Annotated in this window: 15 protein-coding genes and 2 pseudogenes; 10 read left to right on the forward strand and 7 right to left on the reverse strand. The window is 70.0% G+C overall.

Going from position 1 to position 15,554, the window contains the following annotated elements; all coding sequences use genetic code 11:
* Positions 1-53: 53 nt before the first annotated feature.
* From ACTVZO_RS26610 to ACTVZO_RS26620, 3 genes and pseudogenes are all read right to left on the reverse strand, one after another.
* Positions 54-275, reverse strand: a complete 222-nt coding sequence (locus tag ACTVZO_RS26610; RefSeq protein WP_384223380.1) for an exodeoxyribonuclease VII small subunit — start codon at positions 273-275, stop codon at positions 54-56.
* A gap of 75 nt (positions 276-350) precedes the next feature.
* Positions 351-1,565 (reverse strand): exodeoxyribonuclease VII large subunit, encoded by a 1,215-nt coding sequence (gene xseA, locus ACTVZO_RS26615; RefSeq protein ID WP_443300761.1) that lies wholly within the window; start codon positions 1,563-1,565, stop codon positions 351-353.
* 33 nt (positions 1,566-1,598) lie between these two features.
* A pseudogene (locus tag ACTVZO_RS26620) lies at positions 1,599-3,040 on the reverse strand (APC family permease).
* A gap of 86 nt (positions 3,041-3,126) precedes the next feature.
* On the opposite strand from ACTVZO_RS26620, the gene ACTVZO_RS26625 reads away from it, so the two are divergent.
* Together ACTVZO_RS26625 and ppgK are read left to right on the forward strand one after the other, a co-directional pair.
* A complete protein-coding gene (locus ACTVZO_RS26625; RefSeq protein ID WP_384223371.1) occupies positions 3,127-4,119 on the forward strand; it encodes a 4-hydroxy-3-methylbut-2-enyl diphosphate reductase in 993 nt (330 codons plus the stop codon).
* A gap of 21 nt (positions 4,120-4,140) precedes the next feature.
* Complete coding sequence (gene ppgK, locus ACTVZO_RS26630; protein ID WP_443300762.1) at positions 4,141-4,890, forward strand: polyphosphate--glucose phosphotransferase; 750 nt, start codon at positions 4,141-4,143, stop codon at positions 4,888-4,890.
* Between the two features lie 154 nt (positions 4,891-5,044).
* Here ppgK and ACTVZO_RS26635 read toward each other — a convergent pair whose 3' ends face one another.
* The gene (locus tag ACTVZO_RS26635; protein WP_443300763.1) at positions 5,045-5,563 is read right to left on the reverse strand and encodes a DUF6542 domain-containing protein; all 519 of its coding nucleotides are present in this window, start codon (positions 5,561-5,563) and stop codon (positions 5,045-5,047) included.
* Between the two features lie 135 nt (positions 5,564-5,698).
* Between ACTVZO_RS26635 and ychF the strand changes: the two genes are divergently transcribed.
* From ychF to ACTVZO_RS26650, 3 genes are all read left to right on the forward strand, one after another.
* Positions 5,699-6,787: a redox-regulated ATPase YchF gene (gene ychF, locus ACTVZO_RS26640; RefSeq protein WP_443300764.1), complete on the forward strand. Its 1,089-nt coding sequence runs from the start codon at positions 5,699-5,701 to the stop codon at positions 6,785-6,787.
* Between the two features lie 897 nt (positions 6,788-7,684).
* Complete coding sequence (locus tag ACTVZO_RS26645; protein WP_443300765.1) at positions 7,685-7,972, forward strand: type II toxin-antitoxin system Phd/YefM family antitoxin; 288 nt, start codon at positions 7,685-7,687, stop codon at positions 7,970-7,972.
* Positions 7,969-8,223, forward strand: a complete 255-nt coding sequence (locus tag ACTVZO_RS26650; RefSeq protein ID WP_404004013.1) for a Txe/YoeB family addiction module toxin — start codon at positions 7,969-7,971, stop codon at positions 8,221-8,223. Before ACTVZO_RS26645 ends, ACTVZO_RS26650 begins: the two co-directional genes overlap by 4 nt.
* 128 nt (positions 8,224-8,351) lie before the next feature.
* On the opposite strand, the pseudogene ACTVZO_RS26655 reads toward ACTVZO_RS26650, so the two are convergent.
* Both ACTVZO_RS26655 and ACTVZO_RS26660 read right to left on the reverse strand, forming a co-directional pair.
* A pseudogene (locus ACTVZO_RS26655) lies at positions 8,352-8,645 on the reverse strand (type II toxin-antitoxin system RelE family toxin).
* Positions 8,638-8,859 carry a type II toxin-antitoxin system prevent-host-death family antitoxin gene (locus tag ACTVZO_RS26660; protein ID WP_443300766.1) on the reverse strand — a complete coding sequence of 74 codons (222 nt, stop codon included), beginning with the start codon at positions 8,857-8,859 and terminating at the stop codon, positions 8,638-8,640. Before ACTVZO_RS26660 ends, ACTVZO_RS26655 begins: the two are co-directional and overlap by 8 nt.
* 187 nt (positions 8,860-9,046) lie before the next feature.
* On the opposite strand from ACTVZO_RS26660, the gene ACTVZO_RS26665 reads away from it, so the two are divergent.
* Positions 9,047-10,642, forward strand: coding sequence for a hypothetical protein (locus tag ACTVZO_RS26665; protein ID WP_443300767.1), 1,596 nt, complete (start codon positions 9,047-9,049; stop codon positions 10,640-10,642).
* A gap of 64 nt (positions 10,643-10,706) precedes the next feature.
* Here ACTVZO_RS26665 and ACTVZO_RS26670 read toward each other — a convergent pair whose 3' ends face one another.
* On the reverse strand, positions 10,707-11,729 hold the full coding sequence (locus ACTVZO_RS26670) for an SMP-30/gluconolactonase/LRE family protein (protein ID WP_443300768.1): 1,023 nt from the start codon (positions 11,727-11,729) through the stop codon (positions 10,707-10,709).
* A gap of 87 nt (positions 11,730-11,816) precedes the next feature.
* Between ACTVZO_RS26670 and ACTVZO_RS26675 the strand changes: the two genes are divergently transcribed.
* The 4 genes from ACTVZO_RS26675 to ACTVZO_RS26690 all read left to right on the forward strand — a co-directional run bounded on the left by ACTVZO_RS26675 (position 11,817) and on the right by ACTVZO_RS26690 (position 15,554).
* The gene (locus ACTVZO_RS26675) at positions 11,817-12,254 is read left to right on the forward strand and encodes a MarR family winged helix-turn-helix transcriptional regulator (RefSeq protein WP_443300769.1); all 438 of its coding nucleotides are present in this window, start codon (positions 11,817-11,819) and stop codon (positions 12,252-12,254) included.
* A gap of 148 nt (positions 12,255-12,402) precedes the next feature.
* A complete protein-coding gene (locus ACTVZO_RS26680) occupies positions 12,403-13,506 on the forward strand; it encodes an alpha/beta hydrolase (RefSeq protein ID WP_443300770.1) in 1,104 nt (367 codons plus the stop codon).
* A 153-nt stretch (positions 13,507-13,659) separates the two neighbouring features.
* Positions 13,660-14,766: an alpha/beta hydrolase gene (locus ACTVZO_RS26685; RefSeq protein WP_443300771.1), complete on the forward strand. Its 1,107-nt coding sequence runs from the start codon at positions 13,660-13,662 to the stop codon at positions 14,764-14,766.
* Positions 14,767-14,771: 5 nt separating this feature from the next.
* The gene (locus tag ACTVZO_RS26690) at positions 14,772-15,554 is read left to right on the forward strand and encodes a trypsin-like serine peptidase (RefSeq protein ID WP_443300772.1); all 783 of its coding nucleotides are present in this window, start codon (positions 14,772-14,774) and stop codon (positions 15,552-15,554) included.

Below are 15,554 nucleotides of genomic sequence, written 5' to 3' on the forward strand. Positions count from 1 at the left end.
TCTACGGCGAAAGTAGGTGAACTTTCAACTAAATCGCGGTGGGGTGATCGGGATCACTCGTCGCCGTCCGCCGCGTCACGCGCCGCGAGCGCCGAGTCCAGCCGGGCCCTGGCCCCCTCCAGCCAGTGCCGGCACACCTTCGCCAGCTCCTCGCCGCGCTCCCAGAGCGCCAGCGAGTCCTCGAGCGAGGTGCCGCCGGCCTCCAGCTTGCGGACGACCTCGATGAGCTCGTCGCGGGCCTGCTCGTACCCCAGCGCCGTCTCGGCCTCTGCCATTCCCTGATCCACCTTATGTGTGTAGTGCAACGACTTGATTGCGGCAGTGTGTCGCCGTTTCCGCCCGGCGGGGGGCTATTCGGGACCGGCGACCCGCACGGAGAACTCCCCCTCCGCGACGCGCGCCCGCAGCGTCTCGCCCTCCGCGACCTCCTCCGGCGTGCGCACCACGTGCCCGTCGGCCCGCTGGAGCACCGCGTACCCCCGCTCCAGCGTCGCCGCCGGCGACAGCGCCACCACCCGGGCGAGGGTGTGCGCGAGCTCCGAGTCCGCCCGGTCCAGCAGATGGCCCAGGGTCCGCCTGCTGCGCCCGAGCAGGGCCTCCAGCTCGTCCTCGCGGGTCTCCACCATCCGCTGCGGGTGGACGAACACCGGCCGGGCCAGCACGTGCGCGAGGCCGCGCTCCTCCCGGTCCAGCAGCCCGCTCACCGCGCGCAGCCCCCGGCCCTGGAGATGGCGCACCCGCTCCAGCTCCTCGCCGACGTCGGGGACCACCTTCTTGGCCGCGTCCGTGGGCGTGGAGGCCCGCAGGTCCGCGACCAGGTCCAGCAGCGGGGAGTCCGGCTCGTGGCCGATCGCCGAGACCACCGGGGTGCGGGCCGCCGCGACCGCCCGTACGACCTCCTCGTCCGAGAAGGGCAGCAGGTCCTCCACGCTGCCGCCGCCCCGCGCCACGATGATCACGTCGACCTCGTCCAGGGCGTCGAGCTCCTTGACCGCCTGGACCACCTGGGGCACCGCGTGCACCCCCTGCACGGCGACGTTGCGCACCTCGAAGCGGACCGCGGGCCAGCGGCGCCGGGCGTTCTCCAGTACGTCCCGCTCGGCCGCCGAGGCCCTGCCCACCACCAGCCCGACCAGCTGCGGCAGGAAGGGCAGCGGCTTCTTGCGGTCCAGTGCGAACAGGCCCTCCGAGGCCAGCGACCGCTTCAGCCGCTCCAGCCGGGCCAGCAGCTCGCCGATGCCGACCGGCCTTATCTCCGTGGCCCGCAGCGACAGCTGCCCGCGCGGGGCGTACCACTCGGGCTTGGCCAGCAGGACGACGCGCGCACCCTCCGACACGACGTCCGCGACCTCGTCGAAGACCTGGCGGAAGCAGGTCACGCTGACCGAGATGTCGTGCGAGGGGTCGCGCAGCGTCAGGAAGACCACCCCCGCCCCCGGCCGCCGCGAGAGCTGCGTGATCTGCCCCTCCACCCACACCTGGCCGAGCCGCTCGATCCAGCCCCCGATGAGCCGGGACACCTGGCCTACCGGCAGCGGCGCCTCGGCCGACGTATTCAGACCCATGTACGCAGGCTAGCGGGCCGCACTGACAGCGTCTCAGGCTCCGCGGCCGGTGTCGGTCCCCGTCGCGCCGGCGGAGCCGGTGCCCGGGCCGGTGCCCGGGCCGGTGCCGTCGCCCGGGCCCGCGTCCCGGCGACCGCGCTGCACCACCAGCAGCCCCAGGCCCACCGCCAGCCACACCGCCCCCACCACCTGCGCCGTCCAGGAGGCCTCCACGATCACCGTGACCGTGACCGCCGCGCCCAGCACCGGGACCACCAGGTGCTTCCACCACACGGGCCGGCCCTCCGCGCGCCGCACCACGAACCAGCCCACCACCGAGGCGTGCAGCAGCGTGAAGGCCACCAGCGCCCCGACGTCGACGACCGACACCAGGTGGTCGAGCCCGTCGTCGCGCCGCGCCGCCCACACCGCCGACACCAGCGTCACCGTGGCCGCCACCAGCAGCGCCGCCCGCGGCGTGCCGTCCGAGGTCCGCGCGAGCACGCCCGGCAGCCGCCGCTCCCGGGCCATCGCGAAGAGCAGCCGCCCGGCCGCCGCCTGCCCGGCCAGCGCCGCGAACGCCGCCCCGATCGCCTTGGAGACCGCCACCAGGTCGTGCAGCCAGAAGCCCACCGAGGCCTCCACCGCGTGGTAGAAGGCCGGCCCCTGCCGCACCGGATCCGCCGCGAGCTCCGCCGGCGTGACCGGGCTGAGCAGCGCCGCGAGGTACGTCTGGGCGATGAACAGGACCCCGGTCACGCCCAGGCAGAACAGCACCGCCCGGGCCACCTTCGCCGAGCCCCCCGTCACCTCCTCGGCGAAGGAGGCGATCGCGTCGAAGCCCAGGTACGAGAGCACCGCCACCGACACCGCGCCCAGGACCGCGGCCATCGAGAAGGCCGGCGAGCCGTCGCCGGTCAGCGGGGACAGCCAGCCGCGCTGGGCCCCGTCCCGCACCAGCACGGTCACCGCGGCGACCACGAAGACCAGGAGCACCAGCATCTCCATGGCCAGCACGGCGAAGCCCACGCGGGCGGCCGCCCGTACGCCCCACAGGTTCAGCAGGGTCGTGACCACCACGGCGAGGGCGGTCCACACCCACCGCGAGACCTCCGGCACCAGGGCGTTCATCGCGATCCCGGAGAACAGGTACGCGACCGCCGGGATCAGCAGGTAGTCGAGCATCGCCATCCACCCGGCGATCAGGCCGGGCCCCTCGCCGACCCCTTGCGGGCGTAGGTGAAGACCGAACCGGCCTGCGGGGCGACCCGCACCATCTGGGCGTACGAGAAGGCGGTGAAGGCCATGGCGACCGTCGCGACGAGGTACACCAGGGCGACCGCGCCGTGTGATTTGGCGTCCAGGGTGCCGAAGACCCCCACCGGGGCCATCGGCGCGATGAAGAGCAGCCCGTAGACCACCAGGTCCCGGAAGCCGAGGCTCCGCCGCAGACCGGGGTATTCCGTACGGGGCTCCGTAACGGACGCGGACGCCATCGTTCCTCCGGGGGATAGGCGGTACGGACATTCGCCCCAGTCTCTGCCGAACGGGCGACGCCCGGCCTCCTGGAGACCCCCGTACGATGGAGCCCATGACTGCTCCCGCTTCCCGCCGTGTCCTGCTCGCCGCCCCTCGCGGCTACTGCGCGGGCGTGGACCGAGCCGTGATCGCTGTCGAGAAGGCTCTCGAGCAGTACGGTGCGCCGGTCTACGTCCGCCACGAGATCGTGCACAACAAGTACGTCGTCCAGACGCTGGAGAAGAAGGGCGCCATCTTCGTCGAGCGGACGGAGGAGGTCCCCGAGGGCTCCATCGTGATGTTCTCGGCGCACGGTGTGGCGCCGGTGGTGCACGAGGAGGCGGCGCGCGGCAAGCTCGCGACGATCGACGCGACCTGCCCGCTGGTCACCAAGGTGCACAAGGAAGCCATCCGGTACGCCAACGAGGACTTCGACATCCTCCTCATCGGCCACGAGGGCCACGAGGAGGTCATCGGCACCTCCGGCGAGGCCCCGGAGCACATCACGATCGTGGACGGCCCGGACGACGTCGCCAAGGTCGAGGTGCGCGACGAGTCCAAGGTCGTCTGGCTCTCGCAGACCACCCTTTCGGTCGACGAGACCATGGAGACGGTCGACGCGCTGAAGCAGAAGTTCCCGCTCCTCGTCTCCCCGCCCAGCGACGACATCTGCTACGCCACCTCCAACCGGCAGGCGGCGGTCAAGGTCATGGGCGCCGATTCGGACCTGGTCATCGTCGTCGGCTCGAAGAACTCCTCGAACTCGATCCGGCTGGTCGAGGTCGCGCTCGACGCGGGCGCCCGGGCCGCCCACCTGGTCGACTTCGCGAGCGAGATCGACGAGGCCTGGCTGGAGGGCGTCACCACCGTCGGCCTGACCTCGGGCGCCTCGGTGCCGGAGGTCCTCGTCGACCAGGTGCTCGAATGGCTGTCGGAGCGCGGCTACGCGGACGTCGAGATCGTCAAGACGGCCGAGGAGTCCATCGTCTTCTCCCTCCCGAAGGAACTGCGCCGCGACCTGCGCGCCGAAGCGGCCGAACTGGTCGCCGACAAGTAAGTCCTTTCGTACGGTATGTCCATGCAGATCATGGGTGTGGACATCGGCGGTTCCGGGATCAAGGGCGCTCCGGTCGACCTGGACCGCGGCGACCTGGCGCAGGAGCGCCACAAGGTACTGACACCGCAGCCGGCCACCCCCGACGGGGTGGCCGGCTGCGTCGCGGAGGTGGTCCGGGCGTTCTCGTGGTCGGGCCCGGTCGGCGTCACCTTCCCGGGGGTGGTCACGAGCGGAGTCACCCGTTCGGCCGCCAACATGGACAAGGGCTGGATCGGCACCGACGCGGCGTCCCTGCTCTCGCGCGAGCTGGGCGGCCTGCCGGTCACGGTCCTCAACGACGCGGACGCGGCCGGAGTCGCCGAGATGACGTACGGGGCCGGGCGCGGGCGCGACGGCACGGTCATCCTGCTCACCCTGGGCACGGGCATCGGGAGCGCCGTGTTCACGGACGGGCGGCTGGTGCCGAACACGGAGCTCGGCCACCTGGAGCTGAAGGGCCACGACGCGGAGACGCGGGCGTCGGTGAAGGCCAAGGAGGACGCGGACCTCACCTGGCCGCACTGGGCGCACCGGGTCCAGAAGTACCTGGCCCACGTGGAGATGCTCTTCTCCCCGGACCTCTTCATCATCGGCGGCGGCGTCAGCCGCAAGCCGGAGAAGTTCCTGCCGCTGATCGAGGGCATCCGGGCCGAGATCGTTCCGGCGAAGCTCCAGAACAACGCGGGCATCGTGGGAGCGGCGATGGCGGCCAGGGGCTCGGCTCCGGCGTAGGGCGGGGGCCTGGCTCGGCTCTGGGGGCCTGCTCGGCCCCGGGCCGGGCTCAGCCCTGGGGGCCTGCTCGGCCCCGGGCCGGGCTCAGCCCTGGGGGCCTGCTCGGCCCCGGGCCGGGCTCAGCCCTGGGGGCCTGCTCGGCCCCCGGCCGGGCTCAGCCCTGGGCGACGCGCCGGGGCATGCGCCGCCTGCCGATCAGCACGGCCTTGCGCACGACGGCGATCAGGGCGGCGACCAGGGTCCCCGCGTACAGCCAGCCCGCGTGCAGGGACAGGGCGGACACCAGCCCCATCAGCTGCCCGCCGAAGCCGCCGGAGCCGCCGGAGATGGGCCACACTCCGGCGGCGAAGGCGATGGGCACGGTGATCGGGGCCGTGATCAGGTCGGCGGGCCGTACCCACAGGGCGGTGGCGGCCGCCACGGGCAGGAAGAGCAGCCCGTAGACGAAGAGCGAGGAACCGAACAGCAGCCAGCAGATCCCGCCGGCCAGCAGCATGCCGGCGCACGCGAAGAGCCCGCCGCCGAGCCCGGTCAGCCGGGGCCGGGGCATCCGCCGCCGGTACGGGGCCTGCGGGCCGCCGCCCTGGGCGGGCAGGGCCGCGGGGCGCGGGCCGCGGCGCTGGGCCGGGGGTCGCTGCGGGTGAGGGGCCGGTCGCGTCCTGTATTGCTCCACGGCTCCACGCTAGGCGGGGCGAGCACGGTATCCGTGTGGGGACACGCGTACAACGACTGCCGCTCATCGGAAAGTAAACTGTCCGGTGGCCCACTCCCGGGCCGCCGCCCCCTCCAGCTACGGGAAGTCGCCAACGTGTCGCTCACGATCGGAATCGTCGGCCTGCCGAATGTCGGCAAGTCGACCCTGTTCAACGCCCTGACCAAGAACGACGTGCTGGCGGCCAACTACCCGTTCGCCACCATCGAGCCGAACGTCGGCGTCGTCGGCGTTCCGGACGCCCGCCTGGCCGTCCTCGCCGGCATCTTCGGCTCGCAGCGCGTCCTGCCCGCCACGGTCGACTTCGTCGACATCGCCGGCATCGTCCGCGGCGCCTCGGAGGGTGAGGGCCTGGGCAACAAGTTCCTGGCGAACATCCGCGAGTCGGACGCGATCTGCCAGGTCATCCGCGCCTTCAAGGACGAGAACGTCGTACACGTCGACGGCAAGGTCTCCCCGAAGGACGACATCGAGACGATCAACACCGAGCTGATCCTCGCCGACCTCCAGTCCATCGAGAAGGCCGAACCGCGCCTGACGAAGGAGTCCCGCCTCCAGAAGGAGAAGGTCGCGGTCCTCGCGGCCGTCGTCGAGGCCAAGAAGATCCTCGAAGCGGGCGACACCCTCTTCTCCAAGGGCATCACCAAGGGCACGGAGCAGGGCGACCTCCTCCACGAGCTCCACCTGCTCACGACGAAGCCCTTCCTCTACGTCTTCAACGTCGACGAGGACGAGCTGACGGACGACGCCTTCAAGGCCGAGCAGTCGGCCCTGGTCGCCCCGGCCGAGGCCATCTTCCTCAACGCCAAGCTCGAGCAGGACCTCTCCGAGCTGGACGACGAGGAGGCCCTCGAGCTCCTCCAGTCCGTCGGCCAGGACGAGCCCGGCCTGGCCACCCTCGGCCGCGTCGGCTTCGCTACCCTGGGCCTGCAGACCTACCTGACGGCAGGCCCGAAGGAAACCCGCGCCTGGACCATCAAGCAGGGCGCCACCGCCCCCGAGGCCGCCGGCGTCATCCACACCGACTTCCAGCGCGGCTTCATCAAGGCCGAGGTCATCTCCTTCGCGGACCTGGTCGAATGCGGCTCGGTGGCCGAAGCCCGCGCCAAGGGCAAGGCCCGCATGGAGGGCAAGGACTACGTCATGCAGGACGGCGACGTGGTGGAGTTCCGCTTCAACGTGTAGCCGGCTACATACCGCAACGCAGATGATCTAGCAAACATGCAGGTCAAAGGGGTTCGGCTCTTCGGAGTCGGACCCCTGACTGTTTCCCGTGCTGGGATGGTGCTGGGAAATGTGACCCCACGTCACCTCTCATCACCCCTGCTCACTCCTGTCGTGCTGGGATGCAGGCGAGGCTCCTGCGCTGCCATCTGCGCCTTCGTCCGGCCCATCGCCTCATCGCTGGGCGCCCGACGCGCATCTCCGCGAGGCACTACCGGGTGTAGCGCAACCGGCAAAGACCGATGGTGAACATTCTTCACGTAATTGGATGACTCGTCCAGAGTGTGACCCTGAGGCTCTTCTTGAGCCGCCATTTGCGTTCATGTCGGGAACATCGACGAGTGTGACATTAAGCGTCATCCCACTTATTCAAAGTTTCGCACCGAGGCGATCTCGGCGGGCGTGCGTTCAGCTCCAACTTCCCGTCTGTGGGAGTCCTTGATTGCCATGGGGCGGCTGTGTGATTTGGGTGGTCGAGACGCCTGGCGATTGGTCATTCTGGATTGTATCGTTCCGTGTTTCCGTTCAATATCCTCGAGGATCTCTCGCGATTTAGGTGTTGAACGTGAAGAGATGTCCGAGCTATAAGGTTTCCGTGAAGGCGCTCATGCACTTCGACGGCATCCCGGACGCTATCGTCCATGTCGACGATATTGAGAATGGTGCCCTTCACGTGGGTGGCGGTGCAAGATAGTCCGCTCCTTATCGCTGCTTCATGGCTGTTGCGTGGTGCTTGCAGGTGCGCCGCGGGGCTGAAGCCGCTCGTGCCGCAGCGACGTCCCCTGGCTGGTTCACCCTGCGCGAGGGGCGTGGGTAGTGGTACGTTATTAGGTACCACTTCACGGGAGAGGTCAGGGCATGTCCATAACCGCGAGTGAAGCCCGCAAGGAGCTCTTCCCGTTGATCAAGAAGGTCAACGAGAACCACGAGGCCATCGAGATCGTCTCGAAGCACGGCAACGCCGTGCTCGTCTCGGCTGAGGACTATGCGGCGCTGCGCGAGGGCTCGTATCTGCTGCGTTCACCTGCGAACGCTCGCCGGCTCCTCAAGGCGTACGAGAACGCCCTGGCGAACATCAACGTGTCGGAACGCGAGCTGATCGATCCGGACTCGGCGGACGCGGGTGCGGGTGCGGGTGCCGAGTGAGGCTCGTCTTCGAGGATCAGGGTTGGGAGGACTACACGTCCTGGCTCAAGAACGACCGCAAGATGCTCGCCCGAATCAACAAGCTCATCGAGGACGTCAGGCGTGACCCGTTCTCAGGGATCGGCAAGCCCGAACCTTTGAAGTACCACCTGCCTGGCGCGTGGTCGCGGCGGATCGACGACGAGCACCGCCTCGTCTACCTGGTGACAGACAAGGAGATCGTCGTCCTCGCGGCTCGGTACCACTACTGACCGCCCGTGCTGGGTTGGTGCTGGTATGACCCTATCGAAGAATGCGTTTCCGCAGGTCATAGCTCTGCACTTGACGTCTTCTCCGCTTCAACGTGTGATCGTGCCAGCACTGCACGCCAGGCGATGCGTCAAGCGTGCAGGTCGGTAGGGGGCGACTCCTGGAGGAGCCGGCCCCTTCGTCGATGCCCGACGTGCACGACCCCACACCACCAGCTCTCCGTTGTCGATCGTGTACACGATCCGGTAGTCGCCGACTCGCAGGCGACGGCGTTCCGGCTGCGACACGAGCGCGGTGGTGTTGAAGCCGAGGGGATCGCTCTCCAGCTCGGTCAGCTTGGCCAGGATGCGCAGCGCCATGTCACGGGGGCCTTCCGAAGATCGGCCTGCGCCTCAGGGCGGAAGACGGTTCGGTAGTCACTCACCGCGCGCCGGCGTCTCCCTCATGACGTCCTCGATCGGGATGCCGGGGACATGGTTGGCCATGCGCTCGTCGATGATCCGGTTGATCTCGCGCTCTTCCCGTTCCCGGTACGTGCGCAGCACCTCGATGGAGACGACCGCGGCCACTTCCTTGCCTCGGCGCGTGATCACCGTGGGCACGTCGTCCCGATCGGCTCGCTCAACGACCTCGGCCAAGGTCTCGCCCTGGCGGACAGGAGGATCAGGGCTGGGAGGACTACACGTCCTGGCTCGAGATCCGGTGCGTACCCGAGGGTTTGAATGTTGATCGTTTCTACTGCGGCCGGGTGGTGCGGCAGTAGGCTGCACCGCACCAGGTGATCCGGGGGAAGCCCGGACGGGGGCGCGAGGAACTGGGGGAACTGTGCAGGTTCTCTACGTCACTTCGTTCGACATAGCGATGGGCGGCCAGTCCGAGTCGGGTGACGCCGGCGGCAAGGCCGCCTACGCGAGGGTCCTGCACCATGTCGCCGGCTGGCTGGGGCCGGACTTCGGCTCGAGCCTCGAGAGTCCGGGCAGCGCCACCCTGCCGCAGGTGGGCCTGAAGCCCAAGCGGGCAGCGGCCTGGGAGGTGCAGCGAGCACGTGACGTCGAAGCCGTCCGTCTGGAACTCTCGCAGCCGCACGGGAGTGGTGACGAGGTGTTCGTCACCACGGTCACGGTGGCCAGGAACGGTGCTGCGACAAGGCTGCGCGTCGCGATGGGCCAGCGCATCACGAGTGACTGGCTCGCCCCGGCGAAGGAGGCGAGCCTCTACCAGCCCCGGCTCACGGGCCTCGTGTGCCGGGACGCCTCGCTCGTCGTGCGCGTTCTCGGCCAGCGCGTGGACGGCAGGTACGACAGGATCCGCGAAGCCGCCACCGTCGAGGTCCTCGCCGAGGCCGTCGAAACGCCTTCCCGACTCCCCATAGTCCTCGCGCACCCTCGCTCCGACATCGCCTGGCAGGCGATCGGGCGCGCCGCACAGGGCCTGATCGGGCTGGCGAAGGTCGTCACCCTCAACTACTCGACTTCCCACGCCCTCGCTTCCCTTCACTCGGATCTGGCCGTACCGGACGGCGGCGTCCGGCTCGTCTGGCCCGGTCGTCGTTTCCTGCATCCCGCGCTCAGCCGGCAGGACGTCGAAGGCGGCGGCGAGGACGGGCTGCGGGCGCATCTCATGGAGACGCTGGCGGGTCTCTCCGTCGTGGCGAGGGGATCCGACAACGGGTGGGGGCTGGCGCGCCGGGCCGTGCTGCGGGAGCAGGAGGACGCTGCGCGCAAGGAGTCGGAGAGCGCGCGGGCTTCCGGAAACTCGCGCCGGGAGATCTCCGCCCTGCAAGCGCAGGTGGCGAAGGTCAGTGAGGCCGCGGAGTTCTGGGAGAACGCGGCAGAGGAACTGGAGTCCAAGGTCGCGGACCTCGCGCCGCTGGCCGAAGCGGCCGAACGGTTTCGTCGCGAGAGGGACTCCTGGCGCGAAGCGTTCGAGGAGACCCGGCGGGCGGCTCCGTCTCCCGAAGCGGACCCGTGGGAGGCCATTCCCGCTCTGGAGTCCCATGACGCGGCGGGTACGTTTCGGGACCTGGAGGTGGCTTCCGAAGGGAGGCTCGTCTTCACGCCCGCCGCAGAGCGATCGTGGACCGCGTCCCGCTACCCGTACCCGAAGGAGATGACCGACGTCCTGGTGACGCTGGCGAAGGCGTCGATCGACCTGTACAGCGACCAGCAGGCGGGCAAGATGCCCCGGCTCGACGACTGGTTCAAGACCGAGCACGGGCTCAACGTGGCGTTCAGCGACCTGGAGCTGAAGAAGAAGCCGAAGCTTCGCTTCTTCGAATTCGAGGGTCCCCGCGACGGTCTTCCGCACGTCAAGGTCCGCGACGCGGTCAGCCCCAACGAAGTCGGCCGGATCTACTTCGCCCTCGATCCGGCGGGCCGGCGCATCATCGTGGATCACGTGGGGCTGAAGAAGATCCTCTGAACCTTCGTCGTGCGGCCACCCGGGCCGCACGACGAAGGCGGGGGACCGTCGTGCCGTCGCGCGGCTACAGGCCGTGGACCGAGGCGATGGTGAACGGGGTGGGGGTGCCCCCGTGCGGTGCGAGGGGGCCGCCCTTGTCGAACTGGGAGCGGACCACCAGCGTGCGGCCGCCGCTGTGGGTGAGGGTCGTGGGGATCTGCAGGGACGGGTCCGTCAGCGTGCGCAGCAGGCGGGCGCGGGTGCCGTCGTGGGTGAGCTGCCAGCGGGTCAGGGTGTTGGTCGTGTTGTGTGCCACGCGCAGGGTGCCGCCGGGGGAGAGGTCGAGGCCGTCGGCGGCCTTGAGGTCGGCGCCGGTGAGGGTGACGCGGCGGATGGCGCCGCTGCGGAGGTCCACGCGGTAGAGGTCGCCCGCGGCCATGTCGACGGTGAGCAGGTAGCGGCCCGTCCGGTCCGAGGTGATGCCGTTGAGGCCGTACGCGCCCGCCGGGCGGGGGCGAAGGGCCGGGGAGAGGTCGTGGGCCTCGGTGAGGGGGCCGCTGCCGGCGGCCAGCTGGGCGGGGGTCACGCGGTACAGGACTCCGCGGACGCTGTCCGTGAGGTACGCCGTGCCGTCCGGGGTGATCGTCAGGTCGTTCACGAAGCGGGGCGCGTCGCCCGCCACCTCGAAGTGCGCCAGCCGGGCTCCGGTCGCGGTGTCGTAGACGGCGACCCCGGTCGTGGAGTCCGTCACCCACAGGCGGCCCCGCGCATCGACGCGCAGTCCGTTCGCCGTGCGGCGGCCGTCGGTCCCGGAGGGCAGGAAGACCTCGGCCTCGGACCGGCCGGGGCGGGCCCGGTAGACGGTGCCGTCCGCGTACGAGCCGACGTAGACGGTGTGGGTACGGGCGTCGGAGGCGATGCCCTCCGGGTAGACCCTCGCCCCGGGTATGGAGAACGCCGTCGATATGAGGGAGGAGACGGGGGAGGTCTGGGAGATCTGGGAGGTGTGCGTGTTCGCGGTGGGTGCGGGAGGTGCCGCTCCCAGGGTGAGGGCCGCGGCCGCGGCGGTCGTCAGGGCGGTCGTCCAGGCGGGGGGCAGGAGGCGCATGAGGTGTCGTCCTCTACTGGTCGGGTGCGGGCGAATGTATGTGAGGGCTCTAACATCGGCAAGGGGTGCGGCCCGTAGGATGCGGGGATGACCTCCATGGCCCCCGAGGAGCGCATCGGCTCGCACCTCAAGCGCGCCGAGCAGGCGCTTCTCGCGGCGAAGAGCGCCGCGTGCAAGCCGGCCGCAGTAACGGTTCCGCAGTACGCTGCGCTCCTCTGGCTGGCTGAGAAGCCCGGCATCTCCGCCGCCGCGCTCGCACGGTTGTGCGGGGTCACCCCGCCGACCATGAACACCGTGCTGAAGAACCTCCAGGAGCGCGCGCTCATCGAGCGGACCCCGCACGAGTGGCACCGCAACGTGCTGGAGACCCGGCTCACCGACGCGGGGCGGGCGGCGCTGGAGCTGGCCGACTCCGGTGCGGTGCGGGTCGAGCGGGCGCTGGCCGCCGCGTTCACCGGGGAGGAGCGGGAGCAGCTCATCCGGCTGCTCGGCCGGTGTGCGGAAGTGCTCGGCACCCAGCGCTAGGGGGGTGTCCGCTGGTTCCGGGGAGTTTTTTGCTCGGATTTGGAACTGCCCTGGGGATTCGTACATCAGGACCAATGGGTGCCTATTCGGACCCAGCCGTTCTGCCCTCGGCCCTCGGGGCCACTCAAGACCGTTCGGAGCGAAGTCCGTGCACCACGACCCGTACCAGCCGGAGCCGCCCCGGCGTTCCCGCCGCCTCATATGGATCAGCGCTGTGGCCGCCCTCGCGCTCCTTCTCGGCGGCGGAGGGTTCGCCGCCTGGAAGCTCGACTGGTTCTCCGGCAACGGCGAGGCCGTCAGCTTCGGCAAGGCGGGCGGCGCCCCGTCCGCGGCCGGGGACAAGCAGACGCCGGGCCAGTCCCCGTCCGGCAAGCCCTCGCCCTCCGGCGACCCGGACGTGCTCATGCCGACGGGCCCGAAGGCCGACTTCAAGCAGACCACCAAGCTCGACGACGGCACGATCATCGCCAAGACCCGCCTCACCGGCGCGAAGTCCGGTTTCGAGGGCGACGTATGGGTGTGGGCGCCCAAGGAGTACGAGGACCCGAAGTACGCCAAGAGCGGCTTCCCGGTGCTCATCGCGCTCCCCGGCGGCAACGGCTTCCCGGCGAACTACTGGGCCGACCGCAGCCTCGGCCTGCAGAAGGCCATCAGCGACGGCGTCCAGGCCGGGACCAGCCTGCCCTTCATCGTGGTCATGCCGGTGCTCAACCCGGACGCCAAGTACTACTACGACGGCGCCGACATCCCCGGCCAGCCCAAGATGGGCACCTGGATCGCCGAGGACGTCCCGGACTTCGCCAAGGCCAACTTCCGTACGTACAAGTCCCGTGACGGCTGGGCCTTCATGGGCTCCTCCTCCGGCGCCTTCGTCGGCATGAAGACCGTCCTGCAGTACCCGGACCGGTTCAAGGCCGTGATCGCCAGCGGCGGCGAGATCGTCCCCGACTCCCCGCTCTGGAAGGGCCACCAGGCGGAGATGGACGCGAACAACCCGGAGAAGCTCGCCCGGAAGCTGATCGACGCCAAGGGTCCCGAGGTCTACATCAACTTTCAGATCGGCACCAAGGAGAGCGGGAAGGAGCGGATGACGAAGTTCGTGCAGACGTACGGCCAGGGCCCCGTCAAGACCACCATCCGCGACATCCAGAACGGCGAGCACAACGGCTGGCACTACGTCCGGGGCATGAAGGAAGGCTCCCTGGAGTGGATCAGCAAGGTGCTCAAGGGCCCGAAGCCCGACGCCGCCTGACCTCCCCCGCCGCAGGTCGCGTGGTGCGTGCCACGTCCCGTCCGTCCCAGGCAACCCATCCCGTCGTTCATACCTCTGTAAAGGGTGTAAGGGGGACCGATCGGTCCGGCCCGCGCTCCCATCCGAGCGCCGGAGAAGGAACGGGACAAATCCGTGCAGCATGACCAGCAAGGCGACGGCAGCCCCATGACCAAGGGCGGCCGTCGCCCCAAGCGCCTGCGCCTGCTTCTGATCAGTGGCGGCCTCGCGCTCACCCTCGCCGCCGGGGGCGGCGCCGTCGCGTACAAGTACAAGCTCTTCTCGGACATAGGGGAGCCGGTCTCCTTCGGGAAGGCCGACGCCGACGTCGACGTCAAGGGGAAGGCCGCGACCAAGGCCTCCGACACCCGTCCGGGCGTACGCATGCCCACCGGCCCGAAGGCCGAGTTCGTCCGCACCAACCGGCTGCCCGACGGCACCCAGATCGGCCGCACCACGCTCACCGGCGCGAAGTCGGGGTTCACGGGCGACGTGTGGGTGTGGGTGCCCAAGGAGTACGACGATCCGAAGTACGCCAAGAGCGCCTTCCCCGTCCTGATCTCCCTGCCCGGCGGCCGCGGCTACCCCACGAACTACTGGGGGACGGGCCCCGGCCTCGGCCTCCAGAAGGCCGTGAGCGACGGGGCGAAGGCCGGTACGAGCCTGCCCTTCATCCTGATCATGCCGGTGCACAACGCCGACACCAAGCACCACTTCGACGCCTCCGACATCCCCGGCCAGGCCAGGATGGGCACCTGGATGGTCGAAGACGTCCCGGATTTCACGAAGGCCAATTTCCGGACGTTCACCTCCCGCGACGGGTGGGCCTACATGGGCTCCTCGGCGGGCGGGTTCGGCGCCTTCAAGCACGTCCTGAAGTACCCCGACCGCTTCAAGGCGGCCATCGCGAGCGGGGTCGACATCGTCCCCGATTCCCCGCTGTGGAACGGGAACACGCAGGCCATGGACGAGAACAACCCCGAGAAGCTCGCCGAGAAGCTGATCACGGCGGGCGGTCCGGACGTCTACATCAACTTCCAGATCGGCACCGCCGAGACCGGCCGCGAGAAGGCCGAGCAGTTCATGAAGGACTACGGCAGGGGTCCCGTGCACACCAAGCTGCAGGTGATCCAGGATGGTGAGCACAACGGGAAGTCGTACGTACGCGGGATGCGGGAGGGCGCACTGGAGTGGATCAGCAAGGTGATGGTCGGACCGACACCCGAGCCCGGCGTGCGGTGAGCCCCGTGGTGAAGGGCGCGTCGGCGGCGGCCGCGGCGGGGATCGTGGCGGTGTGCGCCGTCGCGTTCCTGAAGCCGCCGGGCGAGCGGCCGGTGCGGCCCTTCCCCACCGTGGGCGTGCTCATGGCCGGCGGCGAGCACTGGTGCACGGCGAGCGTGGTCGACAGCCCGAAGGGCAACGTCGTCGCCACCGCCGCGCACTGCGTGGCCCCGGCCGGCGAGGACGGGCAGCCGGGCGAGGTCGCGCACGACGGCCTGGCCATCGGCGAGCTCGCCTTCGCCCCGGCCTTCTCCGGCGAGGGCTCCGGCAGCCGTCCGCTGGGCACGTGGAAGGTCCGCTCGATCCACGTCGACGACCGCTGGACGAAGTGGGGCGAGGACACGGCCGACTTCGCCTTCCTCACCATCGCGCCGGACGGCGACGGGCGCAGCGTCCAGGAGGCCGTGGGCGGCGGCGCCGAAACCCCGAAGCCGGACTGGACCTCGGGGTACGAGCGGGACGTGACCGTCGTCGGATACCCGGAGTCCGAGCACAACCCGCAGAACAAGCCCGTCTCGTGCACCACGCAGACCCGCCACGACGACGAGGACCCGGACATGCTGTACATCAGCTGCGCCGGGTTCTGGACGGGGACCAGCGGCAGCCCCTGGATCGCCGACCGGGGCGGGCCCGAGCGGCCGGGCCGGCTGATCGGGGTGCTGAGCGGCGGGGACACGGACGTGGACTCCACGGCCGCGCTGTTCGACGAGCACGCGAAGGCGCTGTACGAGCGGGCCGCGGAGGGCTGA

Source organism: Streptomyces sp. IBSNAI002, from assembly GCF_052244475.1.
GTDB lineage: Bacteria > Actinomycetota > Actinomycetes > Streptomycetales > Streptomycetaceae > Streptomyces.